This window comes from Paenibacillus sp. P32E (genome assembly GCF_001909085.1).
Lineage (GTDB): Bacteria > Bacillota > Bacilli > Paenibacillales > Paenibacillaceae > Paenibacillus_AQ > Paenibacillus_AQ helianthi.
The window spans coordinates 103,911-120,554 of the sequence record NZ_LVYY01000024.1 but is presented as its reverse complement, the minus strand read 5'-3'; the positions used below and the strand labels follow the sequence as shown (position 1 = coordinate 120,554).

Here is a 16,644-nt window from a genome sequence, read left to right as displayed (position 1 = left end):
AAGAAGAAACGGCTACTAGCAAGCGGAAACGGCTTCGCCGTCTATAAATTCTTATATTTTTAGAAAAAAGGGTGCTCCGCAGCCATTTGGCTTGCAGAGCACCCTATCATCTATTCATGCCGGATATGCTCATGGGTCTGCAGAAAAATCTGCTCCACATGCGCGTCATTCAGCGAATAATATACGGTTTTGCCTTCCTTGCGGCGTTTGACAATCCGCAGATTACGCAGATAGCGCAGCTGGTGGGATACCGCCGACTGTCCCATATCCAGTATGGATGACAAATCATGCACACACAATTCCCTTTGCGACAGGGCATAAATCATCCGTACTCTTGTAGGGTCGCCCAGTGCCTTGAACATCTCCGCCATTTTATCCGTTGTCCCGCGGTCAGGCAGGATTAACGCCATAGATTCCGGTTCCAGCTCCGAACCGTTGCATGTATTGTCGCATTCTTCGAGTGCCGCTGGCTCCATGCTCTCGCCCTCCTCCATCTATTTCATCCGGCCATACCGATAGTTAATCGAAGCTTCTACGATTAATTATAGCAAAACTTTATCTGATGTCCATGGAGAAGGCCGGTATGGGAAGACTTGCAATTAGCATGAAGCACCGTGTTTAGATGGCTTTGCGCCAGAAGGAGAATAGACCTGCCGCCATAAAGATAATCAGACTGCCGAATACTACAAGCATCAGACTTTCCATTGGCAAATTAAAGGCCCCGAATTTTTCCTTTCCAAAAGGCGACATCGCCAGCAGCGGTTGAACCCAAGGGTAATACGGCCCGTAAGTGGATGAATTGGCGATTAGCATATTAGGGATGGTTAAGCTCACATTCAGCGCCAGAGGTGCGCCAAAGCTGCTCCAGTTCAGGGATACCGCCATTTGCAGCGCGGCCAGCGGTAAGCAGGCGAACCAGCCGCCAAAAACACTGGACACAAAAAGCATCCAAGGTACAGGCCCATCCACCCCGCGCACCACACCCACACCCATCAGCGCCACAAAAAACAGCAACTGTACAGCAGCCAGCAGGCCCATAACCATAGTATATTTTGCAAAATATACAGAAGAACGCGTCACGGGCAGCGAGAGCAGCATTTTCCAGCCGCCGTCAACATGCTCGGTTCGGCAGATTAATGCCGCGAAAATACCCGTGAGTATCGGAAGAAATAACAAAGCATGAGCCATTGACATGACACCAAGCAGTACCTGCCAGGTGATAGGCCTACCCTCCTCCTCCATATTGGCGAGTGCTCCAATGAATACGGCGATCACCGGACTGCCTATAACCAGCAGCCAAATGAAGGATTTGGATATCTTCAGTCTTTCTGCGGACAGAACTCTCCAGAAGATTGCCATATCAATTCACATCCTTTCGCGCGAAATGCAGGGCTCCCGGCAGCAGTAGCAGCAGTCCCAGCATCAGCCCAGCCCCGCTAAACAACCAGGGCCGGGGAGCGCTCCAGGCCATAATAGGCCAGGATAACGGAAACCATTCGGACAGAGACGCCGAGAAAAGGCTCCCCAGCGATAGGGTAATGCCGCACGAAACGGGCAGGGTCTGGTTGCGGCTGGACAGGGAGAGCCATAGCTGCAAGGAGATCACAGGCAACGCCGCAGCATAGGAGGCGAACCCGATTTGCATCACCTTCGCATAGGGAACCGGCTGATCGCCGAAGCCGAGTAGATATCCTAAACCTACCGTCCCCACTGACAGCAGGAGGCAGGAGACGGCGACAAGCAGCAGACACAGCAGCAGCTTGGACATAAATACGGCGGTCCGGGAGATAGGCAGCGCCAGCAGTTGCTTCCATGAGCTCGTCTGATGCTCCACATTCGCCATGAGCGAGCAGATCAGCGTGCCACCCAGGTAGAGTGCCACCGGCACGAAATTAGCCACATTATCAAGCAGTCCCCCCCATAGATCAGACTGGTACTGCTTTGTCAGATAATCATAACGGATTCCGAAGTTCAACCCCTGCATGGCAAGGAGACCAATCGGGCCAAGGAAGACCAGGAACCACAAGCCTTTACCCCGGATTTTTAGCCAATCCGCCGAGAACGAACGCCACATCATAAGGACTGGCCTCCTTCGACTACCTGAAGGAAGAATTCCTCAAGCGATTGTCTGTGCTCCTCGATCCGGTAGATCGCATGGCCGTTCTCGACCAGTTCCTTGATCAGCAGCGCCACCCGGGCATCGCTCATCCGGGGCAGGGTGATACGTCCTTCCTGGAGCGTGCCTGAGCAGCCGCGCCGCCCGGCGAGAATCAGCGCTTCTTCCGGCTCGGATACGGCGATACGGAGGTCACCTGCCGCCTGCTGCTGCAGGTGGGCAATCGTATCCTGGTAGACCATCTGTCCGGAACGGATGATTCCTACGGTTCCAGCCATCTGTTCAATCTCGCTGAGCAGGTGGCTCGACACCAGGACCGTGATCCCCTCTTCTACGGGCAGACGCTTGATCAGCGAGCGAATCTCCTGTATACCTGACGGATCGAGACCATTGGTGGGCTCGTCCAGAATCAGCAGTTCCGGGCTTCCCAGCAGCGCAGCGGCAATACCAAGCCGCTGCTTCATGCCGAGCGAGAAGCCCTTCACAGGCCGCTTTTCTTCCCCTGTTAGAGAAACGATGTCCAGCACTTCAGCTATACGCGACTTCGGTACGTCAAGAATGCGGCGGATGGCTTCCAGATTGTCCAGAGCGCTCAAATGGCCGTAATAAGACGGCGATTCCACCAATGACCCCACCTTGCGCAGAATTTGCAGCTTATTCCGCCGAAGCCCCTGCCCAAAAATTTCAATGCTTCCCGAAGTTGGCTTAATCAGGCCCAGCAACATGCGGATTGTCGTAGTTTTGCCTGCACCATTTGGACCGAGGAAGCCATAGATCTCCCCTTTGCCTATATTCAGGTTCAAATGCTCCACCGCAGCCCGGCCGCGGTATTCCTTTACTAAGTCCCTTGTTTCAATCACTGTTTCCTTCATTCTCTTCACCTCGGTAATTAGCATAACGTCCCAAGGTTAAAAGCATGGCGGCAGCAAGTTTAAGTTTCGTTTAAAATTCCATCCGAAGGGCTTAATATTACAATACTTGTGCCTTGTCTTGTACTGTCAACCTTCCATTCCAGCTTCATCCGCTTCATCAGCAGATCGACGATGGACAAGCCCAGGCCTGCACCTTTGGACTCAGAGCCGCTGCCCAGGCCGCGGCCGTGGTCGCTGATCACGATCAGGCGCTGATCGTCTATAACCTCCAGCTTTACGCTTACATAGAGGCCGCTCCGTGCATGGCGTACAATGTTTTGAAACAGATTATCCAGAATGCGGCGGAACCAGCTCTCATCAACAGTCCAATACAGCGGTTCAGCTTCCAGGTCCATTTCAATCTGGAATCCTTCCTTCTCCCACAGCGGATACCATGCCGCAGCACACTCCCGCAGCAGTCTCAGTACATCCTTGCGCTCCAGGTTCAGCGTCATCCGCCCGCTGCTTAGCAGATTATAGGACAGCAGATTGTCGATCAGCCCGCTAAGACTGTCGATCCGTTCATCCATCAGCTTCAGCGATTCCTGGCCCCGGGGCGTCAGAGCTTCCTTACCCAGAACATGAAGATGGCTGCGGATGACGGTAAGGGGAGTGCGCAGATCATGCGACAAGTCCGCAACTAGACGCTTGCGCAGGCCTTCCTCTTCCGCCTCTCTCCCCCGGCTGGCGGCAAGCTCGGTTACCATGGTATTAAAGGCTGTCTCCAGACGGCCGATTTCATCAGACTTCCCCGGAACAATCGATCGGGGTAAGCCAGCTTCTCCTGTGAAGACCATGGCCGTCTCGAGACGCAGCAGCCTTTTGCGGATTTGGATAAAGAACAGCAAAGATACTATAATGAACCCTGTAAATAATACAAGCATGACTATCGTGAACCATGAACTGAAGCCATCAACAGAAGTCTGATCCTTAACGGCGGCAGGAATTTGCATGACCATGAAGCCTTCTCCTGCTTCCGCCTGATCCCCCAAGAAAGCTACAATAGAGAGCGGCTCCAGGTTATTACTCTTTTTCATGAAGGAAATCGCTTCTGCAGCGGTCCACTGTGAGGGGACGGAGTACCGTTCATTCTGTTGCCATAGCTTTGGATCGACAGATTCCAGCAACAGTCTGGTTTGCCCCTCTCCATCTACCCAGAACATCACAGCCAGGCTGTAGGTGGAGCTTAACGCCCGTAGCCGCTCATTGATGAACTCAGGTGGTTTGCCAAGAAGCTCCTTTGCTTCCTTATGCCAGGTGTTCTCTAGTGCATTAATATTGTCATACTGTTTATATTTCTCCGGTGGCTGTTCCCGGGTCATTCCGTTGAAAAGGCTATACATTCCTATGGTTAACGGAACTACAACGGGAATTAACAGCAGTGCGGCTATAATAATCAGCAAGTAACGGGAGAGGAGCGAGCTGTGCAGGTTACGGAAACGGCTTTTTATCCTCATGCTCTTACCCGGTAGCCGATTCCCCGGACCGTCTCAATAATCTCCGGCGCGGCCGGATCAAGCTCCAGCTTCTCGCGCAGGTAGCGGATATGCACCATGAGAGTCTTGTCACCCTCCATATAGCTCTCTCCCCAGACCGCCTCATAGATCTGTTCCTTCGTCAGGATCTGGCCGAGATGGCGCAGCAAATACGAGAAAATCTGAAACTGCTTGCCGGTTAGCAGAATTTCCTTCCCGCTGTCCGCCTCTATAATCCGGTTGTCTCCTTCGTATACCATCAGATGCTTCAGCGTCAGCGGTATGGACATGGCTGCTCCCGTCCGTCTTAATAACACCTCAATCCGCGCGGCCAGCTCATCGGGGTGAAAAGGCTTGGTTAAATAATCATCAGCGAACTCCAGGCCCTGAAGCTTATCATCAATGGACGTGCGGGCAGAGAGCATCAGGATGGGCAGATTCGGAAAAGCCCGCTTCAGCCGCTGCCCGACGGTGAAGCCATCCAGACCCGGCAGCATGACATCGAGAATCGCCAGTTGGCAGCCTGCGGCTGCCTCTGCTGCACCCTCCCCGCTCTCCAGCCAGCGGACAGCATACCCCCGTTCCCTCAGATCCGCGGAAACTGCGATTCCGATGTCCCTGTCATCTTCAACATATAGCAGCGTAACACTCATTAGCTTCATATCCTTTCTCCTTCATCCGGCAAAACAAGTAGAAACGGCTTCGCCGTCCTTTTAAGGGACGGTATCCGTTTCAGCGAGAAATAGAAGGATGATTTATAGCGTAAAACATATAAATCCTTATATTCAAGAAATCCCCGGGGCAGCACAGAGAAACATCTGCGCACCCGAGGATGAATAAACTACCTATTATGCAATGTGTCCAAAACGGGCCGGCGGCTTGTCTGACGGTTTGCCCAGCAGATATCCCTGTCCAAGGTCCATGCCGATATCCCGGCAGAACAGAAACTCTTCCCGCCGCTCAATACCTTCAGCCAGCACCTTGGCTCCACAATCCCATGCCCGGTTCATGATATCCCGGATGATCAGCTGTTTCGCGTCATCCTGGTCACAGAAGCTGATTAGCCCGCGGTCAATTTTGACATAATCCGGCCTCAGGCTCGTCATAACCTCTACCGTGGAATGGCCGGCACCGACATCGTCCAGTGCAACCAGCAGGCCCTGTTTGCGATATTCGCTAAAAATATCCTGCAGATGAGGGATATTTGCAATCTTTTCCGTCTCCACGACCTCAAACACAAAGTCCCCCGGGATCTGGCCCAGACGTCTGATGGCTTCAAAGGTGTGAGTCAGACAATACTTAGGATTGTAGATGGAGGAGGGCAAAAAATTAACAAACCGCTTGATCCCCTTTGGCAGCAGCCTTGAGCTGGTCTCAATGGCCGATATGCGCGCAGCCCGGTCAAGAAAAGAATGAAATCCGGTCTGCCTGGCAATCTCAAACAGCTCGTAGGTTTTAAAAGATGCGCTCCCCGGAAGCGGCCGCAGCAAGAGCTCAAAGCCCACAATCACCTCATTGAAATCCACAATAGGCTGCATATGGCTGCAGAAATTGTGATTAGCAATGATGGCAATCAGATTCTCACTGGTAAATCTGACCTTCAGCTGCTCCAGCGTAAGCCACCGCTCCACCAACATCCGGGCAGTCCGGCCGTTAAGGCTTACCGACAATTCTAGACCCAACTCCTGCTGAAGCTGGTCCAGTCGTTCCAGAAGCCGCAAGAGTTCCTCACGGGATCCATATGTAATCTTACCTGCGTCTTGTACGCCTTCAACCGCGTAACCCTCAGCCTTTACAGCGGTAACGAGGGGAAGTGTGCATGGCCTGAATTTCAAATCCCCTTCGTCTTCCACCGGTTCAATGGGAGAACAGTCGATGCAGCTCATGGAATCCCCTCCACCCCTCATGATGTCGATACTGCTTATAAGGCAAAGTATAACATGATTTCCCATAGGCCAGCCATGGCTCCTGAGACAAAATCGCCCTCTGTTTTTCGAGTAAGATGTACGTGGACGCATACCTTGGACGACCCGCGAACAGAACTCTGTTCGGGCTGCTGTTGAACTGGAGGCAGGAGCTTTGAGGCTTGAGGCTTGAGGCTTGAGGCTTGAGGCTTGAGGCTTGAACAATGTCATGAAGTCCTTTAGGAACTGGAGCTAGGTGGAATAAGTAGAACTAAATAGGCTTTAACCCTGGCTACAAAAGGTTTAATGGGATTTTGTACACCTAATTCAAGCATAATCCTCCCATACGGCCGTTTTCAGTAGAATTAGTTTTACTTTTTCCCACATAGGGTACTCTATATGCCGAATAAGTTGGATTAGTGAACCTTTCTTTTTCCACTAAGAATGATAGTCCCCCCATCAGGTGTTTCCAATTTCAAACTATATAGTGGAGAGATCTTGAATGGGGCTTGCAAGTTCTACAACCCACCTGAGAACGCAAAGCAGCGATTCCCCAATAACGGCAGAATCGCTGCTTTGCGTTCTTCTTTTTCAAGTATCAACAAATAACTTTCCTACTTGCCGGAGACCGCCGCCGAGCCTTCCCAGACACCATGTTGCTGGTCCTTGCCCATATACTCTATCCGTGTCGGCTTCAGCTCCAGGATCACATAGTCGGGGTCATCCGGACCCTTGAACCATTTCTCCAGCTCTTTGTTCCATACTTTGGACCGCAGGCCCTCATCCTTGGTGACGGCAACGGTGGCTTCAATTTCAAGCACATCTTTGCCGCCGCCCTGTTCATATCCAAGCAGCAGAAAAGCATTCGGATTATCCTCAAGCTCCTCTACCTTATGCGTTTGGCGGTTGGTAGCCAAATAAATGTGAAGCCCGTCATGAAATACCGCCATATAACGCACCTTAGGCTTGTTGCCGGCTTCTATCGTGCCGAAGGATCCGAACTTGTTGTCATCCAGCACCTTGATGATCGTCTGCTCCAGCTCTCTGTTATCCATTGACGAAACAGCTCCTTTCTATTCATGTGAATATAAGTTTATATATCCACGTCCGCAGTTTGGATTTATGATAAAACCATTGCTTATAGTAGTGTACCCGTTCAGAGGGTATTGAATCCCGCGTCCAGCTATAAACTCATTACAGAAGGAGCTTCCTACTTGAAAAAATTGATCTGGATCGGCTGCCTCTCCTACTTTGTCATCGGACTGGCCCACGTGGTTATGGGCTCGATTCTTCCCGTTCTGCTGCAGCATTATGACCGCAATTACAGCTCCGGCGGCGAGCTGATCTTCAGTCAATTCGCCGGATTCCTGGCCGGCGTGCTAATCTCGCCGCTGCTGAACCGCCGCTTCGGCAAACGGGGTGGTCTGCTGATCGCCACCGGTCTGCTGGTATGTGCGGAAACCGCCTATGCTTTTCTCCCGCCATGGGGCTGGATGTATGTCATCGCCGTGGCCGCAGGCTTTGGCTTCGGCATGATTGAAGCCGTCATCGGCACCATCATTATAGCAGCTGTCACGGAGGGAACTGCAGTGGCCATGAGCCGGCTGGAGGTGCTGTTCGGCGTAGGCGCGCTCCTGATGCCGCTGGCTGCAAGCCCGCTGATTGCAGCCGGCTCCTGGAGGCTGGCCTTCCTGATCGTCGCGGCCTTTGCACTGATCTCTCTGCTGTTCTGGGCCAAGGGCGGATTCGGCCGCCTCCAGAGCGTACTCGACGAACGCCCCCCTCGCAGAGAACGGGGCGCTAAGCGCCTGCGTTCAAGAAAGCTTCCCTATAAAGGCAGGCAGTGGATACTGCTCAGCCTGTTCATAGTTTTCTTCTTTCTCTACGTCGGTACGGAGATGAGCCTCGTCAACTTCATGCCGGCGATCTTCATAACCAAACTCGGCATGGGTGACGCTTCGGCGGCCCTAACGGTCACCTTCTTCTGGCTGGCGATGTCTGCGGGACGGCTGTACGCCGGGGTTCTGGCTGAGCGGATCTCCTATCGGAGATATGTGCTGGCCAGTTGCTTCGCCACTGTACTGCTGCTGGCGATCTTCCCGCTCGCCTCGCAGCGCGTTGCTGCTTTTGCTGTACTAGCGCTGCTCGGTCTATGCATGTCAGGCATCTTCTCCATTGCGCTCGTCTTCTCCAGCAAGCTGCTGCCTGGAGCCGAGGAATCCACTCCCAGCATTATGATCGCTTCCGGCGGGATCGGCGGCGCGGTGCTGCCGCTTGCCACCGGCTGGTCCATGGATCATCTGCAGATCGCCCAGACCTCTGGACTGCTGGCCGCTTGTGCCGCTGTGCTGTTCCTGCTTAGCGTGGCAGCCTGGAAAATAGGGTAATATAATTCGTGTAATTATCCTTCGTGCAAGGGTGGGACCTATTCATGCCTGAACTTATCCCTATTGCTTCTGAACCAACACTTCATACCGCCCTGCTGCAGTTCATCTTCCCCTTCTCTATCAAGGACGGTGAAGATATGAAGCTGATCGAACATCTGACACAAGAAGGATTCACCCGGTTTTTTCTTGACAACAAAGAACTGGAGGACGCTTATTACGGCGAAGGCTACTCTGTTTCCCATGAAAAGATGGAGCGGAGCTACCTCCCGTTTGCCGCCCATGTGCTATTCCCCCGCGAGAAGGACAAGGATTCCTTCCGCCGCTTTTCCCGGGCCAACCATTTGCCCTGCAGGATGGATATGCCCGGACAGTCGGTTCATTTTCAAGTGCTCTCGACGGATGTATTCGTCTGCCCTTTTGAACTCGGTTTCCTGACGATCAGAGTCAGCATCGGGGAGAAGCATCTCCCCTTCAGCACCGTCCTTGAGTTCGCCGACCGTTTCCGGACACTGGAGGATGTATCTTTTCGGGACAAACTAACCTCCATCCACTGTCATGACCGTTCCTTTGATCAGGTGGAGGATTTTGTGTTCAGGAATGTAGTGGGCGGACTGGAGCCTTTTCTCGACCCTTCGGAAATCAATGGCGCCTATTTTGAAACTTTGCCGTTCTTTGTGGATGAGAGAATGCTGGTTCAGGCTTTTTACGGCTTTGACCGGCAGGAGGACAAGGAAAATGAGATTAGCGTGGAATTGCTGTACCGAGCTTCCCAGCTGGATGGTATGACCCTGGGAGGCAAGCCATACATCAGTGCCAGCGATCCTGGGTATATTCGGGACTATTGCGGGGAGCACTGTTATAGCCGCTGGGGGCCGGACACCTATTACATGACGAATGAGCAGACGTTCTGCTGCCTGAGCTTGGCTGAATCCGGGGTAGCCACCCAGCTCATTAATCAGATGTATGGAGAATATTATTACGGGCTGCTGCTGAGCATATTTCATAAAATCGTTCTGCTGAAGCTGGCCAACATCCACTCCCGGCTGCGCATTAACCATGATGTGGATGAAATTGAGAACCTGATCTTTATGATCAACAAGTTCTCGGCCAAATTTTATTTTCTGGAGCTCATTTCGCAGTCCCAGGGCCGGGAGATTTTTTTCCAGCTGCGCAAGGTCTACGGGAATGATGCCCTGTTCGATGAGGTCAAAATGACCTTGAATGACCTGTTTCAATACCAGGAGAAATTCCAGGCCAAACGGCGGGACACGCTGCTGATGATCCTGACGGTGTTCACAGTGGTGAGCGGTATTTATGGCATGAATCAGGTGATTGAGGACCTTAAAGGTAAGATTGACTGGAGCAAGATGCTGGAGTATTCCCCATTTGAATATCTGGCGCTGTTCGTTGCATTTACGGGGATCGCTGTCAGTATCGGCCTGAGCCTGAAGCAGCTGTGGAACGGAATCCGCAGCCGCCGCAGAAAAAGAAAAAGAGTTCAGGGATATGACTGACAAACCTATAAAAAAGAGAAGCCGCTGATCTACAGCAGGTTCTCGAGTTCCCGGCAGGCTTCCGCATACGCAGAGGCAAGCTTAGGCATCAGCAGCACCTTCAGCCAGACAATATAATTAATAAATAAAAGCGGGCTGTCCAGCGCCACACTTTGCGCCAGATACCGTAAATGATATAGTGAATCCTGTTTGGTTCTTGCCATTCCGGAAGGGCCGAATCTTTGCCGCAACTCGGGCTGGCGTTCATACTGACGCAAAGTGACTTCTTTAGCCAACTGTTCCGCTAGCACCTTCAGCCGTTCTCCGGCATTTTGCTGATCAGTGAGCATAGGGTCACTCCTTTTTTGAAACATAATTGTAAAGTATTAATCTTATTATATAACATATGGTAAGTCTACCCGGCGTGCCTGGCAGTGCCTGAGCGGATTGCTGGAATCCGGGGCCACTACTGGACAACCCCGAAGGGGACCGCTATAATACAGCGTAAGAACACAGCAACACCCATAACTTCATAGTACCAGGGGGGCTGGAATTGGCCGGCTGAGAGTGTATCCCACACAGATACTGACCCTTATACCTGATCTGGATAATGCCAGCGTAGGAATCACCACCCGCATTCAGCCTTTTTGGCTAAGCGGCTACCTAACGCAATTGCTGGCGTCCCGATCTTCGGGGCGCTTTTTTTGGTATGGACATCATCAGAGTTCGGAAGACTGGGTTAGCTGGAAGGAGAGAAGAATAGAAATGGGAGTCAAAAAAGCACTAATGCTCTGCATCAGCTGCATGCTGGTCATCGTCATGGCCGGGTGCGGCAGCAATACAGCCAATTCCGGCGGGAATAGCGCCGCTCCAGCCGGGGACAGCACCGCCGCGCCGGAAGCAACTGCAACAGGAACGGACGCGCCTAAGGAACTGACTAAGATCAAGGTCGCGCTGGACTGGACGCCGAATACGAACCATACCGGCCTCTATGCAGCCAAAGAGCTGGGATATTACAAGGAGGAAGGCCTGGATGTAGAAATTGTACAGCCGGGTGCGGCGGGAGCCGACACGATGGTCACCTCAGGCGAAGCCGCTTTTGGCATCAGTGCCCAGGAGGCGCTCACTCTGGCCCGTCTGCAGGATGTGCCGCTCGTCTCGATCGCCGCCATCATCCAGCATAATACCTCAGGGTTTGCCGCCCCGAAGGACCGCAATATCAAGACACCAAAGGATTTCGAAGGCAAAACCTACGGCGGCTGGGGTTCCCCGGCTGAAGAAGCTGCCATGAAGGCGATCATGGACCCTGAAGGCGGCGATGTTAAAAAGGTGAAGCTGGTCAATATCGGCGAAGCTGATTTCTTCACCGCCGTGAAACGTGACATCGATTTTGCCTGGATATTCTACGCCTGGACCGGTATTGAAGCCGAGCTGCGCGGTGAACCGCTGGACATGCTGTATTTGAAGGATTACGCGCCTCAGCTGGATTACTACACCCCGGTGCTGACCACGAGCGAGAAGGAAATCGCTGAGCATCCGGAGCTGGTGAAGGCGTTCCTTGCAGCTACCTCCAAAGGTTATCAATATGCGATCGACAAGCCGGAAGAAGCTGCCGCCATCCTCTCGAAGGCTGTGCCGGATCTGGATCCCAAGCTCGTCCTGGCCAGCCAGAAATGGCTCAGCCCGAAATATAAGGACGATGCCTCCAGATGGGGAGAGCAGAAAGCCGAGGTCTGGAAGAATTACGCCGACTGGATGTACGGTCTGAAGCTGCTGGACAAACCACTGGATACCGCTTCAGCGTTCACGAATGAATATCTGCCGGAGAACAAGTAGTCTTACACTGCAAGTTTTACAATACCCAACCTGAAAGGATCTGATTGATATGGCAAACACCCTGCTCAGCATTCAAGTCATTCCTAAAACTCCGAATAACGAGGATTCTATTCCTTATGTGGATAAGGCCATTGAGGTCATTCAGCAATCCGGCGTGAAGCACCAGGTGAATCCGCTCGAAACCACGATGGAGGGCGAACTCAGCGATTTGCTTGAGGTGGTACGCCAAATGCATGAAGCACTGATCGCAGCGGGTAGCCCCAGCGTCATCTCACAAATCAAGATCGCCCATAACCCCAGCGGAATCAGCATGGATAAGCTGACGGAAAAATACCGGCCGTGAGATCGTACTGGAACCAAATCTGGCCGCCCCTTGTGGCGGTCATCTTTTTTCTGGGCGTATGGCAATTGGCGGTTTCCGTACTTCATGTCCCTTCCTGGATGCTGCCAAGCCCCGGCGATATCGCCCGCGAATCCCGGGGTAATGCTTCCGGCATTTGGGCACATACGGCTGCTACGCTGCGGCTGACCCTAATCGGCTTCCCGATTGGTACAGGTGTGGGCCTGATTGTAGCTCTATTGCTGCATTTGGTGCCTTGGCTGAAAAGAGCGCTGTATCCGCTGCTGATTCTCAGCCAGAATGTACCCTCCATCGCCCTCGGGCCGCTGCTGATTATCTGGTTCGGGTTCGGACTGCTGCCCAAAATCGTACTCATCACACTCGTCTGCTTCTTCCCGGTTGCCGTTGCCGCCATGGGCGGGCTGGCCCAAAGCGACCGGATCATGATGAACTATATGAAAATGGCTGGGGCTAGCAAGTGGCAGATCTTCTCAAAGCTAGAGCTGCCCGGTTCTCTGCCAGCCCTGTTCTCCGGCCTTAAGATCTCCGCAACCTATGCAGTAATGGGCGCTGTGGTTGCCGAGTGGATCGGCGCAGACAAGGGCATTGGCTATTACATGCTGCTGCAGAAGGCCTCCTACCGCACAGACCGGATGTTCGTTGCCATCGTAATTATTGTTCTTCTTAGTCTGGTGCTGTTTGCCCTGATCGCACTTCTGGAGAAGTGGCTGGTTCGCTGGAAGCCGCGCAAGACCTCTTGATACTTAAGCTTTCTGGAAAGGAGGATGAATCATTTTGTTAGCAGGCCATCCTAACTTGAACACCTTGGAACAGGCTTCCTCCGCGTACATGCCGGGAGCTAAAGGCGCGCATCCCGCCCTGAATGTAGACGGCGTATCCAAAGCTTTCTTCCACCGCCGCCGTGAGACCCGCGTGCTCGACAATGTATCTCTAACGGTTGAGCCCCAGGAATTCGTCTCCATTGTCGGCCCTTCCGGCTGCGGCAAAAGCACCCTGTTCCACATCATCGGCGGCTTGGAGCTGCCCGATGCCGGAACGGTAAACATGGGCGGTAAGAACGTCACCGGGCAGCGTGGAGAGATCAGCTATATGCCTCAGCAGCCTGCACTGTTCCCGTGGCGGACCATCGAGGACAACGTCCTGCTCGCCGGTGAGCTGAAAGGCGAACCCAAGGCCGAAGCACGGGCAGCCGCCCGCCACTGGCTGGACAAAGTCGGCTTGGGCGGGTTCGAACGCGCCTATCCGCATATGCTGTCGGGCGGTATGCAGCAGCGGGCAGCCTTCCTTCGGGCGCTGCTCGCGCCGCAGGAGTTAATGCTGCTGGACGAGCCGTTCAGCGCGCTGGATGCGCTGACCCGTGAGCAGATGCAGCGCTGGCTGCTGGAGCTGTGGGAAGAAAACCGCCGTTCTGTACTATTCATTACCCATAATATCGAGGAAGCACTCCTTCTCTCCAGCCGTATTTATGTTTTCTCGGGACGGCCCGGCTCCGTCCTGCATATCGTTGATGTTCCCTTCCCGCGTCCGCGGCGCGGGGAAATAACCGATTCTCTGGAATTTCTACAGCTCAGACGCGAGCTGTCGGAATGGATGCGCGAGGAGCAGGCCAGGACTGCCCGGTAAGCGCAGCGTTACAGGCTGCGTCCACGCAACATGCCAGGCCGCATCCACGTAGCATGCCGGGCCGCATCTACGCAGCATGCCTGGTAGCATCCATTCGCAGCTTGCCGGGCCACGTTCCATCGCAGCATGCCGGGTCGCATCCATTCGCAGCTTGCCGGCCGCATCCATTCGCAGCTTGCCGGGCCGCGTCCATTCGTGGCGTACCGGGAGTATTCCATTCACAGCATGCCCGGCCGCATTTCATTCGCAGCACGCGGGCCAACTTGCGTTTCACCCGTTTGAAATGCATTGGCTGTCTTTACTCTACTACAACAAATAAGCCCGGCCCCCTATGATGAGGGGCCGGGCCTATTGAATATGTTCCGTTGAAAATTAGTGGGAAATTGTACACCTATTTCTGCGCATAACAAGCATAGAGTGCGCTTATTTGGAAAAAGTATACCTATTTCAGCGTTCAAGCCCAGTCTAGGACCCCGTGGCCAGAATTAAGTGTACAAAATCCCACTAAACCCTGAAAACGCTGAAATCCCGCCAGATTAAGGGTATAAATTCCACTAACCCTTTAGATTCGCCTACTGCCTGCTTTCCGTTGTTCCTTTGGCTACCCAGCCACTTAGCCACTCAGCTACTCAGCCACTCAGCCACCCAGCTACTCAGCACTCAGCCACTTTTAGTATGCCTAACAATCACAGCTGAACTTCCATTTCATTCTACTGCAGCACAGCTGAGCTTCCACTTCATTCGCAGCATATCTGGACTACAATTGAAGCACGCCTTCCTTCTACATCCAGCCCTTCTCCTCTGCCAGCCGCACGGCTTCGATCCGGCTTTTCACTTCCAGCTTGTTCAGAATTTCCGATATGTAATTGCGGACGGTGCCGTAGGAAAGGTGCAGCGTAGCGGCAATTTCCCCCGCACTCTGGCCGGCACCCGCCAGCTTCAGGATCTCCTGTTCCCGGGAAGACAGCGGATTCTCTTCCCGCAGGCTGCCGAAGACCAGCTCGGGAGACACTTCCCGGTGTCCGGCCATCACCCGGCGGATCGCATCCGCCAGCTTATCCACCGGCTCGTCCTTCAGCAGATAACCTTGAATGCCAGCCTTCACGCCCCGCTCAAAATAGCCCGGACGGGCAAAGGTAGTCAGGATAATGATTTTGGTGGCGCAGCCCTTAGCTTTCAGCGTTTCTGCGACCTCCAGCCCGCTTTTATAAGGCATCTCTATGTCCATCAGGCATACATCCGGCTGAAGTCGTTCAATCACTGCAAGCGCCTCTGCTCCGTCTCCGGCTTCCCCCGCCACTTCAATATCGTCCTCCAGATCCAGCAGCGAAGCCATGGCCCCGCGCAGCAGGCGCTGATCTTCGGCAATCACGATGCGTATCATGCGGTCACTCCATCCTTTCTTTCCTTGACTACTCTCGGGACAACTGCCGTCAAGACAGCCCCCCGCTCTGCTCCCGAACGCAGCGTAATCGATCCATCAATCAGCGACAGCCGTTCGGCCATCCCTTTGATCCCGTTGCCTTCGCTCCGCCCCCGGCCTTCCGGGTCCCGGCTATGCAGACCAACCCCATTATCTTCAATGGTAATCTGGACGTCCCCCTCTGCCATGGCAATGGCAATCCGGCACCAGTCTGCTTCACTGTGCTTCACAATATTGGTCACCGCTTCCTTGATGCAGAGACTCAGAATATTCTGCGTCAGGTCGGATACACCCTCCAGTACCGTATCCCCCTCGATCTCCAGGACAATCTCTGCAGTGCGCAGCATCTCCCCTACTTCAGCCAGCTCTTCAGCCACGGATATGGCACGCATCTCCGATACCAGCTCACGGACCTGGCGCAGCGCAGCGCGTGAAATCCGCTGGATCTCTCTCGCTTCGGCCTGTGTACGAACGGTATCCTTGGCCGCAAGCTTTTCCACCAGTTGGCTCTTGAGGGTAATCAGCGACAGCGTATGCCCCAGCGTATCATGCAGATCCCGGGCGATCCGCATCCGTTCCTCACGTTTGACCAGCTCCTTGATGACCTCATTCGCCTGATCCAGCTCCCTTTCGAGCATTCTCTTGCGGTACAGCGAGCGGATACCGAACGGGGAGACCAGCATAATAATCATGAAAGGGTACAGGAACACCAGATCCCCTATAGCCATCCCCCAGGTAGCCATAATTAACGGAACAAGCACCATAGCTGCAAAAGCAGAATAAGCCATTTTGAAGTGTTTATCCTTCGTGTACCAGCCGATAAAATTTGACGTAAAGAAGCCCATAAACAGATCATAAGGCGTATAAGCTACACTCAAAATCACAATAATCAGCACCTGCAGAGCCAGCCACAAGGTAAAGTTTCTGCCCGTGACCCAATAGAGCTGACGGTAGGTCACGACGAACAAGGCCAGCATTACTGCACCCAGCACCAGCTTAATTCCATGCTCCTCCTGAAGATTGATGACCGGAAACAATAAGTACAGGAGCCACATATAAGGGAAAAAGCCGAATCTTTGCGGAAACAACCGGAACTGCCTGCGCGTCATTATGGA

18 protein-coding genes and 1 riboswitch are annotated in these 16,644 nt (G+C 53.3%); of the genes, 6 read left to right on the top strand and 12 right to left on the bottom strand.

What is annotated here, in order from left to right:
* Window positions 1-110 precede the first annotated feature (110 nt).
* From A3848_RS20350 to A3848_RS20315, 8 genes are all read right to left on the bottom strand, one after another.
* Window positions 111-476 carry an ArsR/SmtB family transcription factor gene (locus A3848_RS20350; protein ID WP_025705626.1) on the bottom strand — a complete coding sequence of 122 codons (366 nt, stop codon included), beginning with the start codon at window positions 474-476 and terminating at the stop codon, window positions 111-113.
* A gap of 142 nt (window positions 477-618) precedes the next feature.
* Window positions 619-1,359 (bottom strand): ABC transporter permease, encoded by a 741-nt coding sequence (locus A3848_RS20345; protein ID WP_074086682.1) that lies wholly within the window; start codon window positions 1,357-1,359, stop codon window positions 619-621.
* Window position 1,360: 1 nt separating this feature from the next.
* On the bottom strand, window positions 1,361-2,077 hold the full coding sequence (locus tag A3848_RS20340) for an ABC transporter permease (RefSeq protein ID WP_074086681.1): 717 nt from the start codon (window positions 2,075-2,077) through the stop codon (window positions 1,361-1,363).
* Complete coding sequence (locus tag A3848_RS20335) at window positions 2,074-2,988, bottom strand: ABC transporter ATP-binding protein (RefSeq protein WP_074086680.1); 915 nt, start codon at window positions 2,986-2,988, stop codon at window positions 2,074-2,076. The genes A3848_RS20340 and A3848_RS20335 overlap by 4 nt, the downstream gene beginning before the upstream one ends.
* 59 nt (window positions 2,989-3,047) lie before the next feature.
* The gene (locus A3848_RS20330; RefSeq protein ID WP_074086679.1) at window positions 3,048-4,484 is read right to left on the bottom strand and encodes a HAMP domain-containing sensor histidine kinase; all 1,437 of its coding nucleotides are present in this window, start codon (window positions 4,482-4,484) and stop codon (window positions 3,048-3,050) included.
* Complete coding sequence (locus tag A3848_RS20325; protein ID WP_074086879.1) at window positions 4,481-5,155, bottom strand: response regulator transcription factor; 675 nt, start codon at window positions 5,153-5,155, stop codon at window positions 4,481-4,483. Before A3848_RS20325 ends, A3848_RS20330 begins: the two co-directional genes overlap by 4 nt.
* A gap of 195 nt (window positions 5,156-5,350) precedes the next feature.
* Window positions 5,351-6,388, bottom strand: a complete 1,038-nt coding sequence (locus A3848_RS20320) for an EAL domain-containing protein (protein ID WP_074086678.1) — start codon at window positions 6,386-6,388, stop codon at window positions 5,351-5,353.
* Window positions 6,389-7,020: 632 nt separating this feature from the next.
* On the bottom strand, window positions 7,021-7,461 hold the full coding sequence (locus tag A3848_RS20315; protein ID WP_074086677.1) for a pyridoxamine 5'-phosphate oxidase family protein: 441 nt from the start codon (window positions 7,459-7,461) through the stop codon (window positions 7,021-7,023).
* A gap of 159 nt (window positions 7,462-7,620) precedes the next feature.
* On the opposite strand from A3848_RS20315, the gene A3848_RS20310 reads away from it, so the two are divergent.
* Window positions 7,621-8,793: an MFS transporter gene (locus tag A3848_RS20310; RefSeq protein ID WP_074086676.1), complete on the top strand. Its 1,173-nt coding sequence runs from the start codon at window positions 7,621-7,623 to the stop codon at window positions 8,791-8,793.
* Between the two features lie 44 nt (window positions 8,794-8,837).
* Window positions 8,838-10,307: a hypothetical protein gene (locus A3848_RS20305; protein ID WP_074086675.1), complete on the top strand. Its 1,470-nt coding sequence runs from the start codon at window positions 8,838-8,840 to the stop codon at window positions 10,305-10,307.
* Between the two features lie 29 nt (window positions 10,308-10,336).
* On the opposite strand, the gene A3848_RS20300 is transcribed toward A3848_RS20305, so the two are convergent.
* Window positions 10,337-10,636 (bottom strand): hypothetical protein, encoded by a 300-nt coding sequence (locus A3848_RS20300; protein WP_074086674.1) that lies wholly within the window; start codon window positions 10,634-10,636, stop codon window positions 10,337-10,339.
* Between the two features lie 180 nt (window positions 10,637-10,816).
* Window positions 10,817-10,928: riboswitch (TPP riboswitch) on the top strand.
* Window positions 10,929-11,051: 123 nt separating this feature from the next.
* On the opposite strand from A3848_RS20300, the gene A3848_RS20295 reads away from it, so the two are divergent.
* The 4 genes from A3848_RS20295 to A3848_RS20280 all read left to right on the top strand — a co-directional run bounded on the left by A3848_RS20295 (window position 11,052) and on the right by A3848_RS20280 (window position 14,106).
* A complete protein-coding gene (locus tag A3848_RS20295) occupies window positions 11,052-12,122 on the top strand; it encodes an ABC transporter substrate-binding protein (RefSeq protein ID WP_074086673.1) in 1,071 nt (356 codons plus the stop codon).
* A 49-nt stretch (window positions 12,123-12,171) separates the two neighbouring features.
* On the top strand, window positions 12,172-12,465 hold the full coding sequence (locus A3848_RS20290) for a thiamine-binding protein (RefSeq protein WP_074086672.1): 294 nt from the start codon (window positions 12,172-12,174) through the stop codon (window positions 12,463-12,465).
* A complete protein-coding gene (locus tag A3848_RS20285; protein WP_074086671.1) occupies window positions 12,462-13,223 on the top strand; it encodes an ABC transporter permease in 762 nt (253 codons plus the stop codon). The genes A3848_RS20290 and A3848_RS20285 overlap by 4 nt, the downstream gene beginning before the upstream one ends.
* An 88-nt stretch (window positions 13,224-13,311) precedes the next feature.
* A complete protein-coding gene (locus A3848_RS20280) occupies window positions 13,312-14,106 on the top strand; it encodes an ABC transporter ATP-binding protein (RefSeq protein WP_083612281.1) in 795 nt (264 codons plus the stop codon).
* Between the two features lie 67 nt (window positions 14,107-14,173).
* Here A3848_RS20280 and A3848_RS31840 read toward each other — a convergent pair whose 3' ends face one another.
* From A3848_RS31840 to A3848_RS20270, 3 genes are all read right to left on the bottom strand, one after another.
* On the bottom strand, window positions 14,174-14,395 hold the full coding sequence (locus A3848_RS31840) for a hypothetical protein (RefSeq protein ID WP_143192433.1): 222 nt from the start codon (window positions 14,393-14,395) through the stop codon (window positions 14,174-14,176).
* A gap of 492 nt (window positions 14,396-14,887) precedes the next feature.
* Window positions 14,888-15,490 (bottom strand): response regulator transcription factor, encoded by a 603-nt coding sequence (locus tag A3848_RS20275; protein ID WP_074086670.1) that lies wholly within the window; start codon window positions 15,488-15,490, stop codon window positions 14,888-14,890.
* Complete coding sequence (locus A3848_RS20270) at window positions 15,487-16,638, bottom strand: sensor histidine kinase (protein ID WP_083606842.1); 1,152 nt, start codon at window positions 16,636-16,638, stop codon at window positions 15,487-15,489. The genes A3848_RS20275 and A3848_RS20270 overlap by 4 nt, the downstream gene beginning before the upstream one ends.
* Window positions 16,639-16,644 lie beyond the last annotated feature (6 nt).

Coding starts and splice junctions, on each gene's coding strand:
- A3848_RS20320 (WP_074086678.1), bottom strand. CDS start 6,388: ATGAGCTGCATCGACTGTTCTCCCATTGAACCGGTGGAAGACGAAGGG.
- A3848_RS20340 (WP_074086681.1), bottom strand. CDS start 2,077: ATGATGTGGCGTTCGTTCTCGGCGGATTGGCTAAAAATCCGGGGTAAA.
- A3848_RS31840 (WP_143192433.1), bottom strand. CDS start 14,395: ATGCATTTCAAACGGGTGAAACGCAAGTTGGCCCGCGTGCTGCGAATG.
- A3848_RS20330 (WP_074086679.1), bottom strand. CDS start 4,484: ATGAGGATAAAAAGCCGTTTCCGTAACCTGCACAGCTCGCTCCTCTCC.
- A3848_RS20295 (WP_074086673.1), top strand. CDS start 11,052: ATGGGAGTCAAAAAAGCACTAATGCTCTGCATCAGCTGCATGCTGGTC.
- A3848_RS20280 (WP_083612281.1), top strand. CDS start 13,312: ATGCCGGGAGCTAAAGGCGCGCATCCCGCCCTGAATGTAGACGGCGTA.
- A3848_RS20325 (WP_074086879.1), bottom strand. CDS start 5,155: ATGAGTGTTACGCTGCTATATGTTGAAGATGACAGGGACATCGGAATC.
- A3848_RS20305 (WP_074086675.1), top strand. CDS start 8,838: ATGCCTGAACTTATCCCTATTGCTTCTGAACCAACACTTCATACCGCC.
- A3848_RS20315 (WP_074086677.1), bottom strand. CDS start 7,461: ATGGATAACAGAGAGCTGGAGCAGACGATCATCAAGGTGCTGGATGAC.
- A3848_RS20270 (WP_083606842.1), bottom strand. CDS start 16,638: ATGACGCGCAGGCAGTTCCGGTTGTTTCCGCAAAGATTCGGCTTTTTC.
- A3848_RS20275 (WP_074086670.1), bottom strand. CDS start 15,490: ATGATACGCATCGTGATTGCCGAAGATCAGCGCCTGCTGCGCGGGGCC.
- A3848_RS20290 (WP_074086672.1), top strand. CDS start 12,172: ATGGCAAACACCCTGCTCAGCATTCAAGTCATTCCTAAAACTCCGAAT.
- A3848_RS20300 (WP_074086674.1), bottom strand. CDS start 10,636: ATGCTCACTGATCAGCAAAATGCCGGAGAACGGCTGAAGGTGCTAGCG.
- A3848_RS20335 (WP_074086680.1), bottom strand. CDS start 2,988: ATGAAGGAAACAGTGATTGAAACAAGGGACTTAGTAAAGGAATACCGC.
- A3848_RS20345 (WP_074086682.1), bottom strand. CDS start 1,359: ATGGCAATCTTCTGGAGAGTTCTGTCCGCAGAAAGACTGAAGATATCC.
- A3848_RS20350 (WP_025705626.1), bottom strand. CDS start 476: ATGGAGCCAGCGGCACTCGAAGAATGCGACAATACATGCAACGGTTCG.